We start from the raw sequence: 16544 nt of genomic DNA, 5'->3' as shown, positions 1-16544 counted from the left end.
TTCGCCTGTGGAGCGCGGGCGACACATTAGGGTTTGATTAACCACGAAACCCCAGCCTGATATCCATGACGGTAGGAGCGATTCCCTCATCCGGCGGTGTGGAGGCGGCCATTCGCCGTGCCTCCAGTGCGACCGGCGTGGACGCGGATTTCCTGCTGCGCACGGCGCGGCGCGAAAGCTCCATGAACCCGGCGGCGAAGGCACCGACCTCGACGGCATCAGGGCTGTTCCAGTTCATCGAGCAGACCTGGCTGGCCACGGTGAAGCAGCATGGGGCCAAGCATGGATATGGCCAGTATGCCGACCTGATCTACCGCGGCAACGACGGGCGCTGGCAGGTGCGGGGCTCGGCGCGCAATGTCGTGCTGGACCTGCGGTTCGATGCCCAGGCGGCATCGACCATGGCGGCGGAACTGACGGCCCAGAACGCCGCCTATCTGCGCGGCCGCACGGGACGCGAGCCGGGGGCGGGGGATCTGTATGCGGCCCACTTTTTGGGGCCAGCGGGCGCGGCGCAGCTGATGGAGGCCATGGCGACGCGACCGGGGGCCAGTGCAGCCTCGATCTTTCCGCAGGCGGCGGCCGCCAATCGCTCGCTCTTCTATCGCGGCGGTCGCCCGACGACGGTGGCCGAGGTCCATGCCAATCTGCAGCGGTCGGCCGGATCGGGCGCACCCGCCGCCGACGCCGGCTCGGTCTCCTCGAGCCAGAAGGTGCCGGACCTGTCCGAGCGCGACCAGATGCTGGCGGCGCGGCTGGACCGGCTGAAGCAGGATCAGAGCCTGCTGGCCCTGCTGCTGGGCCAGGACGGGCAGGGCGGGGCCAGCACGGGCTTCGGCGGGGCCTTCAGTCCCGAAGGCAAGCGCGCCTGATCGGCCATCCGGCGATGGTAAACCGGTATTAACCGTAATGGGTTGATGCTCGCCGCGAACGCCTGCATGCAAAGCGCAATCCCATGACCGCCTATCGCGCCCGCCTGACCGAAGTCGACATCCGCCGCCTGATCAAGGCGACGGACGAGGACGAACGCGCCGCCGCCGCGCACAAGCTGTGCCGCAGCATGGACAAGGCCGAGCTGGATGACGAGGGGCGGGCGGCGGCCCAGAAGATCCTGCGGCTGCTGGCCGAAGATGCCGCAGAGCTGGTGCGTCGAGCCATGGCGGTGACGCTGAAGGCCTCGGACCTGATTCCGCACGATGTGGCGCGGCGGCTGGCGGCGGACGTCGACAGCGTGGCCCTGCCGATCATCCACTTCTCGCCCGCCTTTACCGACGATGACCTGATCGAGATCGTGCGGGCCGGATCGTCGGTGCGGCAGGTGGCGGTGGCGTCACGCCCGCGCGTCGGCCGTGACGTGGCTTCCGTTCTGGCTGAGACCGGCAGCGAACAGGCGGTGCGGGCCCTGGCGTCCAACGACAATGCCGACATCGCCGAGGCCGCCCTGGGGCGCTGCGTCGATCGGTTCAGCGGATCACCGGAGATCGTGACGGCCCTGGCCTATCGTCAGGTGCTGCCGCTCAGCGTGACCGAGCGTCTGGTCGAGCTGGCCTCGGATGCCGTGCGCGAGCATCTGGTCGCACGCCACGCCGTAGCCCCGGAGACGGCGATCCGCCTTGCGAATTTCGCGCGCGAGCGGGCCACCATCGATCTGGTCGATCAGGCGATGGGGCAGGCGGACCTGGGCGCATTCGTCGCCGGGCTGAACGCACGGAGGGTGCTGACGGCGTCACTGTTGCTGCGGGCCTTGGCAAGGGGTCAGATGGCGCTGTTCGAGCATGGCATTGCCGAGCTGGCTGGTGCGCCGCATTCCCGGGCGGCCCTTATGATCCACGATGCCGGGCCGCTGGGGCTAAAGGCCATCTACGACCGGGCGGGCCTGCCGCCGCGTCTGTTCCAGGCGTTCCGGGCCGGTGTCGATACGTGGCGGACCGTGCAGGCCGAAGGCGTCGATACATCCGGCGACCTGTTCCGCCAGCAGATGCTGGAGCGATACCTGACCCAGCGTCCGCATGCCCCGCGCGAGGACATGGCCTATCTGCTGGAGCGACTGGATCAGACGCCGGCTACGGTACAGCCCAAGGGTGCGGCGGCGGCCTGAGTCGCGCCGAAGCTGACTAGCCCTGAAGCTCGGCGACGCGCGCTTCCAGCGTTTCGGCCAGTTCGCGCCCGACTGGATGCTCGTCGGTCTGGATTTCGTCGCGAACCACGGCCTTGATGGCGTCGATGTGGGCGTCCAGCAGGACGATGGGGGCCTCGGTCCGCTTCGTCGGATCGTCCAGCAGCTTGCACAGCGAGCCGGCCATGCGGGTCACGATCGGATACTGATAGGTCGAGCCCAGCCCCTTCAGGTCATGGGCGCGGAAATACAGCCCCTCGGCCGTTTCCTGGGTTAGGCCCTGGGTGCGGATGGCGGCCTGGGCCGCGTCCAGCTTGACGATTTCGTCCTGCAGCCACTGGCCGAACTGTGCCGACATGGCTTTCAGCGCTTCTTCGGCCTTGGCGATGGCTCCCGCGTCGATGCCGCCGAATCCGCCGCCGACCTTCATGCGCAGCGTATTGGGTGGGGTGAAAATCTGGGCCGGATTGGACACATCGAAACTCCTGGGAGGAAATCCCAGTGTCGCCGGACAGGTTTAAGAACCCGTGCACGGGCGGCTCAGGCCGTGAACTGCTCGGCCAGAACCCGTTCCTCGAAGGACCGCCCGGCGTCGAACAGCATGGTCAGGGCGATGTCGCGGCGTTCGCGCACCTCGACCGCCGCCACGCGCCGGACCTCGAAACTGTCCGCGGTGGCGCTGACTGGCCGCTTGTCCGGCTCCAGCACCTCGAAGCGGACCTTGGCGGTGTGCGGCAGCAGGGCACCGCGCCAGCGGCGGGGGCGAAAGGCGCTGATCGGCGTCAGGGCCAGAATGGGCGCGTCCAGAGGGATGATGGGACCATGGGCGGACAGGTTGTAGGCCGTCGATCCTGCGGCTGTGGCCACAAGACAACCGTCGCAGGCCAGTTCGTCCAGCCGGACGCGACCGTCCACGCTGATGCGCAGCTTGGCGCTCTGGCGGGTCTGACGCAGCAGGGACACCTCGTTGATGGCCAGGCCGCTGTGGACCTGACCGGCTTCGGTCCAGGCGTCCATCTGAAGCGGGTGGATGACGGCGCGACCGGCCATGGCCAGCCGTTCGCGCAGGCCCGACTCCTCATAGTCGTTCATAAGAAAGCCGACTGAGCCGCGGTTCATGCCGAACACGGGAGTGCGACGCTCCAGATTGGCGTGCAGGGTCTCCAGCATGAAGCCGTCGCCGCCCAGGGCCACGATGACGTCGGCCACGGCGGGATCGACGCCGCCATACAGTCCTTTCAGCCGCTCACATGCGGCCTGGGCCTCCGGGCGGTCGGAGGCGGTGAAGGCGATCTGGAGGTCGGGCTGGCTCACGACCCTACGCAAGCCGAGCGGGACGCGCGAGTCAAACGCTCAAACCGTCAGGCCGGGATCAGAACGCGGAACGACCGCAGGGCGGACGCAGGCGATAGCTGGCCGCGATGCCAGACCGAACCGCCGTCGCCGGCCGGCATGCCGTCGTTCAGATGGCGGATTTCGGCCAAAATGGCGGGGAAGACGGCGCGGTCCATGCCGATGGCGGCACAGGCATAGTAGAGCGCCTCGGCACTGTTGTCGGCCAAGGCCTTGCGGATGTCGGCTGCGGGCAGGCCGCTGAGTGCGGCCAGGCCGTGCAGGAAGAGGCCCAGACGCTTCTCGCGTATGGCCCGCACCAGATAGCCGGGCTTCAGCTGTCCGGCCGCATGCAGCTTGTCGATCAGGCGGCGTTCCATCTCGTTACGCTCAGGACTGTCGGGCGCGGGGGCGGGCGGGGAGGGGGCCATGGCCTCGGTCGTCGCCTGGTCGACAACACCGGCCAAGCGCGCTTCGTCGATCTCGAACCGCGCCGCGATGGACTGGCGCAGGGCCGTGCCCACCCACTGGTACATCTGCTCAGCCAGGGTCTCTGTCAGGCCGGGGTGGCGCGTCAGCGGCAGACGCAGGGCGGCGATGCGACGGGAATGCTCGACCAGACGACGCACGCCCTCGCCACTGATCTGGGCGGTGCGGTTGGAGGCGAGCGCGGTCAGGGTAGCAGGCTCGCCGCGGTTGATGATGGCATCGGACACGCGGCCGCTCAGCCTGGGCCGAAGGGCGACCTCGATCTGATGGTCCAACGTGGCTTCAAGCAGGACGCGCATCATGTCTTCGTCCTGAAGCACGGGACTGGCGGCCAGTAGCGGGCGCGCGATGTCGATCTCATCCATCATCAGCACATTGACGACGGAACGCGGGGCCCAGTCGGCCTGGGCCAGGCGGGTGGCCAGAACCTTGCGGATGTCGCGCTCGATCTGACCGGCGACGGTCAGGAAGATGTCGCCGAAGGCCTTGGCCGATTCCTCGCTGGCCCCTTGCGTCTCGCACAGGGTCAGCACGCCCATGAGCAGGCGTTGTCGCGCATCGACGCTGGGGTTGCGGGCAAGCGCCACCAGGTCGGGCAGGGGCGAACCGGGCTCGGTACGCATGAGGGGCAGGACGGTCACGCACGTCTCCGTCACGCCGGACAATTCGGCCCCTCCAGCCTAGACCGGCCAAGCTAAGACAGGGTTAACGAGAGCTGAATCTTGACGCCGCGCAGGATGAAGGCGACCGTGGGTTGAACGTCGATAAGGAAACGCTGTCATGGCCGATGGAACCGCCGTCCAGTCCCTGAAATCCCGGGTGTCCGCAGAGGAGTGGCAGACCCGCGTCGAGCTGGCGGCGCTGTATCGTCTGGTCGCCCTGCATGGCTGGGACGACATGATCTTCACCCACATTTCGGCGCGGGTGCCCGGGCCGGAGCATCACTTCCTGATCAACCCATATGGCTGGTATTTCGAGGAGATCACGGCCTCGTCGCTGGTGAAGGTCGATCTGGACGGCAACATCGTTCAGGACACGACCAGCTTCATCAATCCAGCGGGCTTCACCATCCATTCGGCCATCCACGGCGCGCGAGACGATGCCAAGTTCGTCATCCACCTGCATACGGTGGCGGGCGTGGGCGTGGCCGCGCAGGCGGAAGGGCTGCTGCCCATCGGCCAGAATGCCTGCCTGTTGCAGCATCAGGTGGCCTATCACGGCTATGAAGGCCTGGCGCTGAACCACGACGAGCGCGAGCGACTGGTCGCCGACCTGGGCGACAAGCCCCTGATGCTGCTGCGCAACCACGGCACTCTGGCAGTGGGCCAGACGGCGGCGGCGGCCTGGGTCGGGATGTTCTTCCTGGAGCGGGCCTGCGCCCAGCAGGTGGCGGCACTATCGGGGGGACGCGACCATGTCCTGATGGCCCCCGACGCCGCGCAGGAAGAGACGAAGGAACAGGGCAAGGGGATCGGCTTCATCTCGTCTCTGGCCTGGCCCGGAGCCCTGCGGATGCTGGATCGAAAGTCGCCGGGCTACGACGCGTGACATCGGCCGGGGGGCTATGGATCGGGGTCGCAGCCCTTGCGGTGGCGACGCCGTGTCTGGCCGGTCCGTGGACCCAGCCGAAGGGCCAGGGTCAGATCATCGTCAAATTCGAGGAGATGCGGGCCGATCAGGGGTTCGACCCTGATGGTAACCCGGTCGATCTGCCGGCGGACCGGCGCGACACGGCCCTGGGCGCCTTCATCGAATATGGGCTGACGGACACGCTGACGTTTCAGTTCAAGGGCGACTGGCAGTCGGGCGAGGACGCATTCGTGGACTACGAAGGGCGCGGGCCGCTGGAGGTCGGGGTGACCTGGCGCGTCTGGCGCGACGACCGGACCTCGGTCAGCCTGTACGGCGGCTATGCCGATGGGGGCGAGGGGCGCAACGCGGGCTATGCCGCGCCGGGCGTAGGCGATCAGGACTGGGAGGTCCGGGCCTCGGTCGGTCGGTCGTTCGACGGCAACGGCAGGCGGTTCAGCCCGCGCAGTTCGTTCGTGGATGTGCAGGTGGCGCGGCGGATGCGTCAGGGCCTGCCGGACGAGACGCGGATCGATGCCACGGCGGGTTCGCGCTATGGCCGCAACTGGATGCTGCTGGCCCAGGCTTTCGGCGGCCGGACTGACGACGACGGGGCGCAGTGGCTGTCGGTCGAAACCTCGGTCGTCCGCGACATGGGCCAGTGGAGCCTGCAGGCGGGCTGGCGTCAGACGGTGCTGGGCCGGGAGACGCCTGCAGCGAGCGGCCCTATAGTGGGGCTGTGGCGGCGGTTCTGAGCGCGGCGTTTTTACTCAGTCATTTCTGCGACGGAAACCGGAACAGTCCGCGTTACATCTCATTGAGTTGCGTCGACGGCGAAAGCCGCTAAGTCGGCATGCCCACTGACCGCCGGAGAGCCTGACGCGTGATCAAACGCCACTTCTTCCTGATCGCCGCCGGTGTGTTGCTGGCTCTGATGGTTCTGGCCGTCGTCCTGCGCATGGCCTTTGCCGGTGACGAGAAGGCGGGTGGGCCGGGCGGTCCGGGCGGTGGACGAGGTCAGACGGTGTCCGAGGCCGTCGTGGCCCAGCGTCCGTTCAGCGACCAGATCCGCGTGCTGGGCGTGGCCCGCGGTCGGAGGTCAGTCAATATCACCTCTTCCACCAGCGAACTGATCACCCGCGTCCTGTTCACCGACGGCCAGCGGGTCGCGGCGGGAACCCCTCTGGTCCAGTTGCAGGCCCGCGAGGAAGATGCGGGCGTCGGCGAGGCGCGCGCCCAGGTCGATCAGGCGCGGTCCATGTACAATCGCTACAAGACGCTCAGCGATCGCGGCTTCGCCTCGCCCATGATGGTCGAGCAATACGAGACCGAACTGGCCACGGCACAGGCGGCGCTGGCGGCGGCGCAGGCGCGTCAGGGCGATCGGACGATCCGCGCGCCCTTTGCCGGCGTGCTGGGCCTCAGCACGGTGACGGCGGGCACCCTGGTCAATCCGGGCGGGATCATCGCGACGCTAGACGACATCGACGTGGTCCGCGTCGATTTCCCGATTCCGGAGCGGTATCTGTCTGTCCTGCGACCCGGTGTGCCGATCACGGCCACCATCGACGCCTATGGCGACGAGACCTTCAACGGCCGGATCGCCCTGATCGACACGCGGGTGAACGAGCAGACCCGCTCGGTGACGGCGCGGGCGGAAATCCCCAATCCCGGCGGGCGTATCCGCCCCGGCATGGCCGTGAGGGTCGCGGTCCAGCAGGGCCAGCGCACCTCGGTCGCCGCGCCGGAAGCGGCCGTTCAGTATGAAGGCGAGGGGGCCTTCGTCTATCGCATCGCGCGCGGCGAGAACGGCTCCACGGCCCAGCGGGTCGAGGTCGAGGCGGGGGCCGTCGAGGGTGGCTTCGTCGAAATCCTGTCCGGCCTGAATGCGGGCGACCGTATCGTCGCCTCGGGTCTGAACCGTATCCAGCCCAATGCTCCCATTCGGGTGGCCGGGGCAGGAGGCCAGCGCGGAGGGGCGCGTCAGGGTGCCGCCGCCGCACCGCAGGGAGCCGCGCGATGATGTTGTCCGACATGGCGGTCCGCCGCCCCGTCTTCGCGGCGGTGGCGGCGATCGTGCTGTGCGTGATCGGAGCGGCGGCCTTCTTCTTTTTGCCCGTGCGGGAACTGCCGGACGTCGATCCGCCCATCGTGTCGGTCAATACCAGCTATGCCGGGGCGTCGGCCGAGGTCATAGAAAGTCGCATCACCGAGCCGATCGAGCAGCAGATCGCCGGCCTTCAGGGCGTCGAACGCATCAACTCGACCAGCCGCGACGGGCGTTCCAGCGTCTCCATCGAGTTCGCGCTGGATCGCAACATCGATGACGCCGCCAACGATGTGCGCGACCGGGTCAGCCGGGTCGTGGGGCAACTGCCGGATCAGGCCGAGCCGCCGGAAGTGGCCAAGGCCGACTCGGACAGCCAGCCGATCATGATCCTGTTCCTGCGCTCCACGTCGATGAACCGGCTGGAGCTGACGGACTATGCCGACCGCTATCTGATCGACCAGCTGGCGACCGTGCCCGGCGTCGCCCAGGTGCAGATCTATGGCGAGCAGCGCTATTCGATGCGCATCTGGCTGGATGCCGCGGCTCTGGCGGCCCGTGGCCTTACTGTCACCGATGTCGAGACCGCCCTGACGACGCAGAACGTCGAACTGCCGGCCGGGTCGCTGGAATCCGGCGAGAAGAATTATACCGTTCGTGTGGCGCGGACCTATGCCCTGGCCGAGGACTTCCGTCAGCTGCCGATAGGTACGCGCGGATCCGCGACCGGGACGGGGACGACGACGGGCGGTACGGCCAACGCCGCCTCGACCGCGACGGCCCTGCCCAGCGGGGCCTCGACGGCTATCCAGGGCACGGGGGCCTATGTCACCCGCCTTGGCGACATCGCTCGTGTAGAGGAAGCGCCCGAAGAGGATCGCCGCCTGTTCCGCGGCAACGGTCTAGACCAGATCGGTCTGGCGATCACCCGTCAGGCGCAGTCCAATGACCTGGCCATTTCCGACGGCGTGACCGAACTGCTGGACAGCGTGCGCGCCAGCCTGCCTGAGGGCACCGAGTTGGTCGTCGGATCGGACAACTCGGTCTTCACCTCGCACGCCATCGATGAGGTGTGGATCACCATCGGCATCTCCATGGCGCTGGTGGCCCTGGTCAACTTCGTCTTCCTGGGCTCGTTCCGGGCCGCGTTGATCCCTTCGGTGGTGGCCCCGATCTGCCTGCTGGCCACCTTCATCGTTCTGGCCCCGCTGGGCTTCTCGCTGAACCTGCTGACCCTGCTGGCCTTGGTGCTGGCCATCGGCCTGGTGGTCGATGACGCCATCGTGGTGACCGAGAACATCCAGCGCCGCCTGGACCATGGCGAGCCGCCGCTGGTCGCGGCCGAGCGTGGCGCGCGTCAGGTGTTCTTTGCCGTCATCGCCACCACCATCGTGCTGCTGGCCGTGTTCGCGCCCCTGCTGTTCCTGCCGGGGTATGTGGGGCGGCTGTTTGTGGAGCTGGCGGCCGCCATCGCCGCGGCCGTGGCCTTCTCGGCCTTCCTGGCTCTGACGCTTTCGCCGATGATGGCGTCCAAGATCCTGCGGCCCGTCACGACAGGCGGCTGGGTGGCCCGGCGCGTCGACTGGGCCATGGAGAAGCTGAAGAATTCCTATGGCAACTCGCTTCAGGCCCTGCTGGGCAAGCGGATCGCCGTGGTCGGCGTGGTGGGCGTCATCTTGCTGGTCGGCGGTGGGGCCGCGGCCATGTTCCTGACCCTGCCGAATGAACTGGTGCCGCCGGAGGATCGGGGCCGGGTGCAGATTCGCGTGCAGGGCCCGGAAGGCGCCGGTTTCGACTACACCCGCCGCATCATGCTGGGCCTTGAGCCGATCCTGGCGGAGTACCGGGCGAACGGCGAGGCGGACAGCTATCTGATCTCCGCCCCCGGCTTTGGTGGCGGCAGCTTCAACTCCGGAAACGCCAACCTGACCTTGGCCGACTGGTCCGAGCGCGACCGCTCCGCCGACGAGATCGCCCAGGAACTGAACGGCAAGCTGCGCAGCCAGACCGACGCCCAGGTCAACGCCAGCGTGCCGGGTGCCTTCCAGCGCGGCGGCGGCAACTCCAACTCGGTCGAGATGATCGTGACGGGGTCGGAATATCAGGACATCTACAACTGGCTGCAGCCCGTGCTGGCCGCGTCGCTGGAAAACCCAGGCTTCTCGCGCCCGCGCCTGAACTATGAGCCGAACTCGCCGCGTCTGCTGGTCGACGTCGATCCGGAGAAGGCGGCGGCGCTGGGCGTGTCGTCCCAGGCGATCGGGCGCACGCTCGAGACCATGTTCGGCTCGCGGCGCGCCACCACCTATCTGCGCGGCGGGCAGGAGTATGACGTCATCCTTCAGACCGAGCGCGACAACCGCCGGACGGTCGAGGATCTGGAAAGCCTGTATGTCGCGACCGGCAGTGGCCAGTTGGTGCCCCTGTCCGCCGTCGTCACGACCCAGACCTCGGGCGATACGCCCGACCGCCGTCGCCTGGACCGCCAGCGCTCCATCAGCCTCTCGGCGGACCTGAACCCCGGCACCACCATCGCGGATGCGACCGAGTTCCTCGACCGCGTCGCCAGCGAACAGCCGCAGGGCGTTGTCGCGACCCAGTGGGGCGGGGCGGCACGCGATCAGCAGGAGGCGGGCGGCGCCGTCGCCGCGGCCTTTGGCCTGGCGCTGTTGCTGGTGTTCCTGGTGCTGGCGGCCCAGTTCGAGAGCTGGATCACGCCGGCGGTAATCATGCTGACCGTGCCCCTGGCGGCGGCGGGCGGTCTGTTCGGTCTGGTGATGGCGGGCTCCAGCCTGAATATCTATTCCCAGATCGGGCTGATCATCCTGATCGGGATCGCGGCCAAGAACGGCATTCTGATTGTGGAGTTCGCCAATCAGCTGCGCGATCAGGGGAGGTCGATCGCGGAGGCGATCATAGAATCGTCGACCCTGCGTCTGCGGCCCATCATCATGACGTCCATCGCCACCGCCTTCGGCGCCCTGCCTCTGGCGCTGTGGCAGGGTGCGGGCGCGGGAAGCCGTCAGACTATCGGCGTGGTGATCTTCTCGGGTGCCATCTTTGCCACCGTCCTGACCCTGTTCGTCGTGCCAGTGATCTATGGGGTGTTGGCGCGCTTTACCAAGTCGCCGGAATATACGGCCCGCCGGATTGAGGCGTGGGAGGCGGAAGAGGTCAGGGGCGCGTCGCCGGCTCCGGCGGAGTAGGCGCAGTCACCGAAGCGGGGGCGGGCGCATAGCCCGTCTCCACCTTCAGGAAGGCGATGACGTCACGGCGGTCGGTGGCGTCGGGAATGCCCGCAAAGCTCATCTTCGTGCCCTTCAGGAAGGTGCGCGGGTTTTCCAGCCAGTTGTTCAGATGATCCGCGTCCCAGACGAAGCCCGCCTGTTTGACGGCGGTGGAATAGTTGTAGCCTTCGGCCGCACCGGCCGCTCGACCGAAGACGCCGTACAGGTTCGGGCCCGTCATGTTCGGCCCGCCTTCGGTGATCGTGTGGCAGGAGCGGCAGCGGGCGAAGACGCGCTGGCCATTGGCGAGATCGGCAGCGTTGTAGGGCGCGGGCAGGGTGGCGAGCAGGGCCGTCTTCTGCTCCGCCGTCAGAGCGGGGCGGGAAGGGCGAGGCGCTTCCTGGGACGCCTCCTGCCCGCAGGCACCGAGGATCACAGTCGTGAGGGCCAAGCCGCTGATGATCAGGACAGTGTGGGGTCGGTTCATGGCGGGCTCCGGGGCGATGTGTCGGTGATACCGCAACCGTGCGAACCGACAAGCACCTGCGGCACCGCGTCGGGGTGGACGTGGCCCCATCGCGCCTGATAATCACTGTCAACTGAAGGCGCGTCAGCGTCCCCGTCGATCAGAGCGTTCATGTCCCAACCTTCAAGACTCAGTCAGGCCCGTCCGGGCGACCGCGGCGTGATCATCAAGGTCGGCGAACATTGCCATCATCAGGACCATGCGCTGGAGCTGGAGCGTCGTCTGTTGGAGCTGGGCTTCGTGGAGGGCGCGACTGTGGAGCTGTTGCACGAGGGCCTGTTCGGACGCGACCCCATCGCCATGAAGGTCGATGACATGCGTGTCGCCCTGCGTCGGCACGAGGCCGCGAGCATTACCGTTCAGCTCGACAACGCGGTGGCCGCCTGATGGATATGGCGGTGCGTGCGGCGCGGATCGCGCTGGTCGGAAATCCCAACAGTGGCAAGACGGCGCTGTTCAACGCCCTGACCGGGGCGCACCAGAAGGTGGCCAACTATGCGGGCGTGACGGTCGAGCGCAAGGAAGGCCTGATCCGCGCGACCAGCGGCCGGACCCTGTCCGTGCTGGACCTGCCCGGCACCTATTCCCTGCGCGCACGCAGCCCGGATGAGGAGGTCACGCGCGACGCCGTCCTGGGCAAGCTGGTCGGGGAGGCCGAACCGGACGTAGTGGTCTGCGTCGCCGATGCGACCAATCTGCGGCTGGTCCTGCGTCTGGCGCTGGAGCTGAAGGCCGTGGGACGGCCCATGATCCTGGCCGTCAACATGTATGACATCGCCCAACGTCAGGGCCTGCGGATCGATCTGAAAGGTCTGTCGCGAGAGCTGGGCGTTCCGGTGGTGACGACGACCGCCACGCGTCGCCGGGGCATTTCCGAACTGGTGGCGGCTATCGAGGAGACGCTGGGCAAGGCCACGCCCGGCCAGAACGCCTGGTCCGCGCCCGATGCCTCTGGCCTGCGCGCCAATGCCCGCGAGGCCGAGCGTATCATGAAGGCCTATGTCAGGCCGCCGGAGCAACCGGATACGCTGACGGGCCGGATCGATACCGTCCTGCTGCACCCCGTGGCGGGCCTGGTGATTCTGACAGCCCTGCTGTTCGTGATGTTCCAGGCAGTCTTCACCTGGGCCACGCCGTTGATGGACGGGATCGAGGGTTTGCTGGGTGGACTGGGGGCCTGGGTCGCGACCATCATGCCCGATACCATCTGGCAGAGCCTGATCGTTGACGGACTGATCTCCGGCGTGGGCAGCGTGCTGGTCTTCCTGCCGCAGATCCTGATCCTGTTCCTGTTCATCATCGTGCTGGAGGACCTGGGCTATATGGCTCGGGCGGCCTTCCTGCTGGACCGGATCATGGGATTTGCCGGCCTTCATGGCCGGGCCTTCATCCCCCTGCTGTCCAGCGTGGCCTGCGCCATTCCGGGCGTGATGGCGGCGCGGGTGATCGACAACAAGCGCGACCGCCTGACGACCATCATGGTCGCGCCGCTGATGACCTGTTCGGCGCGGATACCGGTCTACACCCTGATCATCGGGGCCTTCATTCCGAACGACACGGTGTGGGGCTTCCTGAGCCTGCAAGGCCTGGTCATGTTCGGCCTCTATGTGGCCGGGATTCTCAGCGCGCTGGTCGTGTCCTTCGTCATCCGTCGCATCTTCTGGCGCGGCGCGGTCGAGCCCTTCATGATGGAGCTGCCTGCCTACAAGCTGCCGGACATCAAGAGCGTGATGTTCAATCTGTGGCTTCGCGCCCGCATCTTCATCGAGCGGGCGGGGCGGATCATCCTGCCGCTGATGATCATCGTCTGGGCCCTGTCGACTTTCCCCTATCCGCCCGAGGGCGCGACCGGTCCGGCCATCGACTATTCCTTCGCTGGGATGATCGGCAAGGCGCTGGAGCCCATCTTCGCCCCCATCGGCTTCAACTGGCAGATGGTCATCGCCCTGATCCCCGGTATGGCCGCGCGTGAGGTAGCCGTGGCCGCCCTGGGGACCGTCTATGCCGTTGCCGATCCGGAGAGCGCGACCAGCCTGCTGGGCGTCACCCTGGCGGCGCAGTGGTCGCTGGCCACGGGCCTGGCCTTCCTGGCCTGGTACATCTTCGCGCCTCAGTGCGTGGCGACCCTGGGCGTGGTGCGACGCGAGACCAACTCGCTGAAATGGACCTGGGCCATGATCGTCTACATGTTCACCTTGGCCTATCTCGCGGCTCTCGTGACCTATCGCGTAGCGCTGGCCTTGGGTGGCGGTTAGGCCCTGAAGCTGAACATCGGTCGGTAAAACAGACGCTAAGCGATTGCGTCTCGCGTTCGGCTGGGTAAGGTCCCTGACCCGCTTTTGAAGGACTGTCCCATGCGTCTTCGTGCCGTCTCCGTCGCCGCCATTCTGGCCGTTATTTCGCCTGCTGCAGCCATTGCCCAGAGTGCAGCCGCACCGGCGGAAAGCGCCGCGAGCCAAGCCGCACAACTGCGTGCTGCTCCGGTCACCGAACTGGTGTCGGAGGTCGATATTCCTTGGAAGCGATTCCAGCTGGACAATGGCCTGACCGTCATCGTTCACGAAGACCGCAAGGCACCGGTGGTGGCGCTGTCGGTCTGGTACAATGTCGGCTCCAAAGACGAGCCGGCCGGGTCGACCGGGTTCGCCCATCTGTTCGAACACCTGATGTTCGGCGGGTCGGAGAATGCACCCGGCAGCTATCTTGGGCGGATGCGCAATCTGGGGCCGTCGAACCTGAACGGCACGACCTGGTTCGACCGCACCAACTATTTCCAGACCGTGCCGACCCCGGCGCTGGAACAGGCCCTGTTCCTGGAAAGCGACCGCATGGGCTATCTGCTGGGCGAGGTCGATCAGGAGGTGCTCGACCTTCAGCGCGGCGTCGTTCAGAACGAGAAGCGCCAAGGCGACAACCAGCCCTACGGCCTCTTCGAATATGCCCAGCTGGAAGCGCTGTTCCCCGAGGGCCATCCGTATCGCCACTCCACCATCGGCTCGATGGCCGATCTTGATGCAGCCAGCCTGGAGACGGTGCGCAACTGGTTTCGAGACAAGTACGGCCCGAACAATGCCATTGTCGTTCTGTCAGGTGACATCGACGAGGCCACGGCGCGGACCCTGGTGGATCGGTACTTCGGCAAGATTCCGCGCGGTCCGGTGAACACGCCGGCTGAAGCCGACGTGCCGACCCTGGCCGCGCCGATCGTGGCCACGATGCATGACCGTGTGGCCAATACCCGCCTGACCCGCAGCTGGGCCGTGCCCGGCATGCTGAGTGACGATGCCGTGCCCCTGTCGGTCGCGGCGTCCGTGCTGGGCGGGCTGGCGTCCTCGCGGCTGGACAATCAACTGGTCCGTGGCGAGCAGTCGGCCGTTTCGGCGTCGGCTTCGATGTCGGAGTTCCACCGGGTCGGCATCTTCGACATTTCCGTGGATGTGAAGCCGGGCCAGGATGCCGCCGAGGTGGGACGTCGTCTGGACGCCATCGTCGCCGACTTCATCGCCAACGGTCCGACCGAGGAAGAGGTCGCGCGCGTCGCCACACGTTATGTTTCCAGCCGCATTCAGGGCCTGGAACAGGTCAACGGCAAGGCCAACGTCCTGGCCGAGGGTCAGCTGTATGCGGGCGATCCCGACTTCTACAAGAAAGAACTGGCGACCTACGCATCGGTCACGCCGGCCGAGGTGAAGACGGCCATGCAGCGCTGGCTGACGCGTCCGGTCTTCGACATGACCATCGCGCCCGGCGAGCGCGAAGCCTATGTCGAGGCCGCCGCGACGCCTTCAGGCGCGACGCCCGTACCAGCCACTGAAATCCAGCGCGTGGCCCGCGATCCGATGCCGACGATCGGCCAGGTGCCCGACCTGGAGTTCCCGGCCGTCGAGCGCACAACCCTGTCGAACGGGGTCAAGGTCGTCTACGCCCAGGTCGATACCGTTCCTGTGACGCGCGTGGGGATCGACTTCGACGCAGGCTACGCGGCCGACAGCGCCGATCGTCTGGGTGCCCAGGCCATGATGCTGGACCTTCTGGACGAAGGCACCACCAGCCGCGACGCCAATCAGCTGGCCGAGGAGGAGGAGCGTCTCGGAGCCTCGATCAACGTCGGGGCGTCGATGGACCGGACTTCGGCGGACCTGTCCGTCGTCACCGCCAATCTGACGCCGTCGCTGACGCTGCTGGCCGATGTCGTGCGTAACCCGGCATTTGCCCCGTCGGAAGTGGAGCGAATCCGCGCGTCACGCCTGTCGGGCCTGGCCAGCGAGCGGACCAACCCGGGGGCCATCGCTGCGCGCGCCCTGCCACCGCTGATCTATGGCGCGGACAGCCCCTATGGTCGGTCTTTCACCGGCTCGGGCGATGAGGCCAGCCTGACGGCCCTGACGCGCGATGATCTGGTCGCCACACATGCCGCCTGGGTCCGGCCGGATAATGCGACGATCTTCGTCGTATCGGATCTTCCGCTCTCGCAGGTGACGCCGCAGCTGGAAGCGGCCTTCGGCGACTGGCGGGCCCCTTCGGCACCGAAGGGCACCAAGGAGTTCGCCGCGACCGTTCCGGCCACGACCAGCCGCGTGGTCCTGATCGACCGCCCGCAGTCGCCTCAGTCGCTGATCTATGGCGGGGCCGTGCTGCCGGTGTCGGGGACGGACGATCTGCTGGCGCTCAATGCGGCCAATGTAACCCTGGGTTCGGACTTTCTATCCCGCATCAACTCCGACCTGCGCGAAACCAAGGGCTGGTCCTATGGCGTACGGGGCGGGGTGACGCCGCTGGAGCATCGCGTGCCCTATATCGTGAACGCTCCGGTTCAGGCCAACCGCACGGGCGAGTCGATCGCGGCCCTGATCGCCCAGTACGACCGCTTCCTGCAGACCGACGGCGTCACGCCTTCGGAGCTGGAGCGGACGATCAACGGCAACACCCGTTCTCTGGCGGGCGGGTTCGAGACGTCGGGCGCCATCCTGGGGGCTCTGCGTTCCAACGCTCTGTACGGTCGTCCGGACGACTATCAGGCCACCCTGGCCAGCCGCACCCGTGCCTTGACCGCTGAACAGCTGGATGCCGAGGCGCGCCGGATCATCAAGCCCGATCAGTTCGTCTGGGTCGTCGTGGGGGATGCCTCGGTCGTGCGGCCTCAGCTGGAGGCGCTGGGCCTGCCGGTCGAGGAGCGGTCGATTCAGTAGACGCTGAAGCTTCTGACTTTCGACGATCCGGCCTCAGGGTCGGGTCGTC

13 protein-coding genes are annotated in these 16544 nt (G+C 67.2%); 9 read left to right on the top strand and 4 right to left on the bottom strand.

The window, feature by feature from the left end:
- Nucleotides 1-65: 65 nt before the first annotated feature.
- Both ACE3TH_RS12705 and ACE3TH_RS12700 read left to right on the top strand, forming a co-directional pair.
- Nucleotides 66-872: a transglycosylase SLT domain-containing protein gene (locus tag ACE3TH_RS12705; protein ID WP_374600169.1), complete on the top strand. Its 807-nt coding sequence runs from the start codon at nucleotides 66-68 to the stop codon at nucleotides 870-872.
- A gap of 83 nt (nucleotides 873-955) precedes the next feature.
- Nucleotides 956-2098 (top strand): DUF2336 domain-containing protein, encoded by a 1143-nt coding sequence (locus ACE3TH_RS12700; protein ID WP_374600167.1) that lies wholly within the window; start codon nucleotides 956-958, stop codon nucleotides 2096-2098.
- Between the two features lie 16 nt (nucleotides 2099-2114).
- Here the strand turns inward: ACE3TH_RS12700 and ACE3TH_RS12695 are convergent, their stop codons facing one another.
- The 3 genes from ACE3TH_RS12695 to ACE3TH_RS12685 form a co-directional block, all read right to left on the bottom strand.
- Nucleotides 2115-2546: an Hpt domain-containing protein gene (locus ACE3TH_RS12695; RefSeq protein WP_374600226.1), complete on the bottom strand. Its 432-nt coding sequence runs from the start codon at nucleotides 2544-2546 to the stop codon at nucleotides 2115-2117.
- Between the two features lie 110 nt (nucleotides 2547-2656).
- Nucleotides 2657-3430 (bottom strand): NAD kinase, encoded by a 774-nt coding sequence (locus tag ACE3TH_RS12690; RefSeq protein ID WP_374600165.1) that lies wholly within the window; start codon nucleotides 3428-3430, stop codon nucleotides 2657-2659.
- Between the two features lie 47 nt (nucleotides 3431-3477).
- Nucleotides 3478-4578 carry a DUF2336 domain-containing protein gene (locus tag ACE3TH_RS12685; protein WP_374600164.1) on the bottom strand — a complete coding sequence of 367 codons (1101 nt, stop codon included), beginning with the start codon at nucleotides 4576-4578 and terminating at the stop codon, nucleotides 3478-3480.
- Between the two features lie 139 nt (nucleotides 4579-4717).
- Between ACE3TH_RS12685 and ACE3TH_RS12680 the strand changes: the two genes are divergently transcribed.
- From ACE3TH_RS12680 to ACE3TH_RS12665, 4 genes are all read left to right on the top strand, one after another.
- Nucleotides 4718-5485, top strand: coding sequence for a class II aldolase/adducin family protein (locus tag ACE3TH_RS12680; protein ID WP_374600162.1), 768 nt, complete (start codon nucleotides 4718-4720; stop codon nucleotides 5483-5485).
- Nucleotides 5482-6261: a hypothetical protein gene (locus tag ACE3TH_RS12675; RefSeq protein ID WP_374600160.1), complete on the top strand. Its 780-nt coding sequence runs from the start codon at nucleotides 5482-5484 to the stop codon at nucleotides 6259-6261. Before ACE3TH_RS12680 ends, ACE3TH_RS12675 begins: the two co-directional genes overlap by 4 nt.
- A 128-nt stretch (nucleotides 6262-6389) precedes the next feature.
- A complete protein-coding gene (locus tag ACE3TH_RS12670; protein WP_374600158.1) occupies nucleotides 6390-7529 on the top strand; it encodes an efflux RND transporter periplasmic adaptor subunit in 1140 nt (379 codons plus the stop codon).
- Nucleotides 7529-10759 carry an efflux RND transporter permease subunit gene (locus ACE3TH_RS12665; protein ID WP_374600224.1) on the top strand — a complete coding sequence of 1077 codons (3231 nt, stop codon included), beginning with the start codon at nucleotides 7529-7531 and terminating at the stop codon, nucleotides 10757-10759. The genes ACE3TH_RS12670 and ACE3TH_RS12665 overlap by 1 nt, the downstream gene beginning before the upstream one ends.
- Here the strand turns inward: ACE3TH_RS12665 and ACE3TH_RS12660 are convergent.
- Nucleotides 10728-11267, bottom strand: a complete 540-nt coding sequence (locus ACE3TH_RS12660; protein WP_374600156.1) for a cytochrome c family protein — start codon at nucleotides 11265-11267, stop codon at nucleotides 10728-10730. The genes ACE3TH_RS12665 and ACE3TH_RS12660 overlap by 32 nt on opposite strands.
- 150 nt (nucleotides 11268-11417) lie before the next feature.
- Between ACE3TH_RS12660 and ACE3TH_RS12655 the strand changes: the two genes are divergently transcribed.
- The 3 genes from ACE3TH_RS12655 (at nucleotide 11418) to ACE3TH_RS12645 (ending at nucleotide 16495) form a co-directional block, all read left to right on the top strand.
- Nucleotides 11418-11693 carry a ferrous iron transport protein A gene (locus ACE3TH_RS12655; protein ID WP_374600154.1) on the top strand — a complete coding sequence of 92 codons (276 nt, stop codon included), beginning with the start codon at nucleotides 11418-11420 and terminating at the stop codon, nucleotides 11691-11693.
- A complete protein-coding gene (locus ACE3TH_RS12650) occupies nucleotides 11693-13561 on the top strand; it encodes a ferrous iron transporter B (protein ID WP_374600152.1) in 1869 nt (622 codons plus the stop codon). Before ACE3TH_RS12655 ends, ACE3TH_RS12650 begins: the two co-directional genes overlap by 1 nt.
- 99 nt (nucleotides 13562-13660) lie before the next feature.
- Nucleotides 13661-16495, top strand: coding sequence for a M16 family metallopeptidase (locus tag ACE3TH_RS12645; RefSeq protein ID WP_374600150.1), 2835 nt, complete (start codon nucleotides 13661-13663; stop codon nucleotides 16493-16495).
- Nucleotides 16496-16544: the final 49 nt, after the last annotated feature.

Origin of the sequence: Brevundimonas sp. (genome assembly GCF_041919755.1) — a bacterium.
Taxonomy (GTDB): domain Bacteria; phylum Pseudomonadota; class Alphaproteobacteria; order Caulobacterales; family Caulobacteraceae; genus Brevundimonas.
Note: the sequence above shows the minus strand (reverse complement) of the source record. Positions and strands in the feature narration are given on the sequence as shown.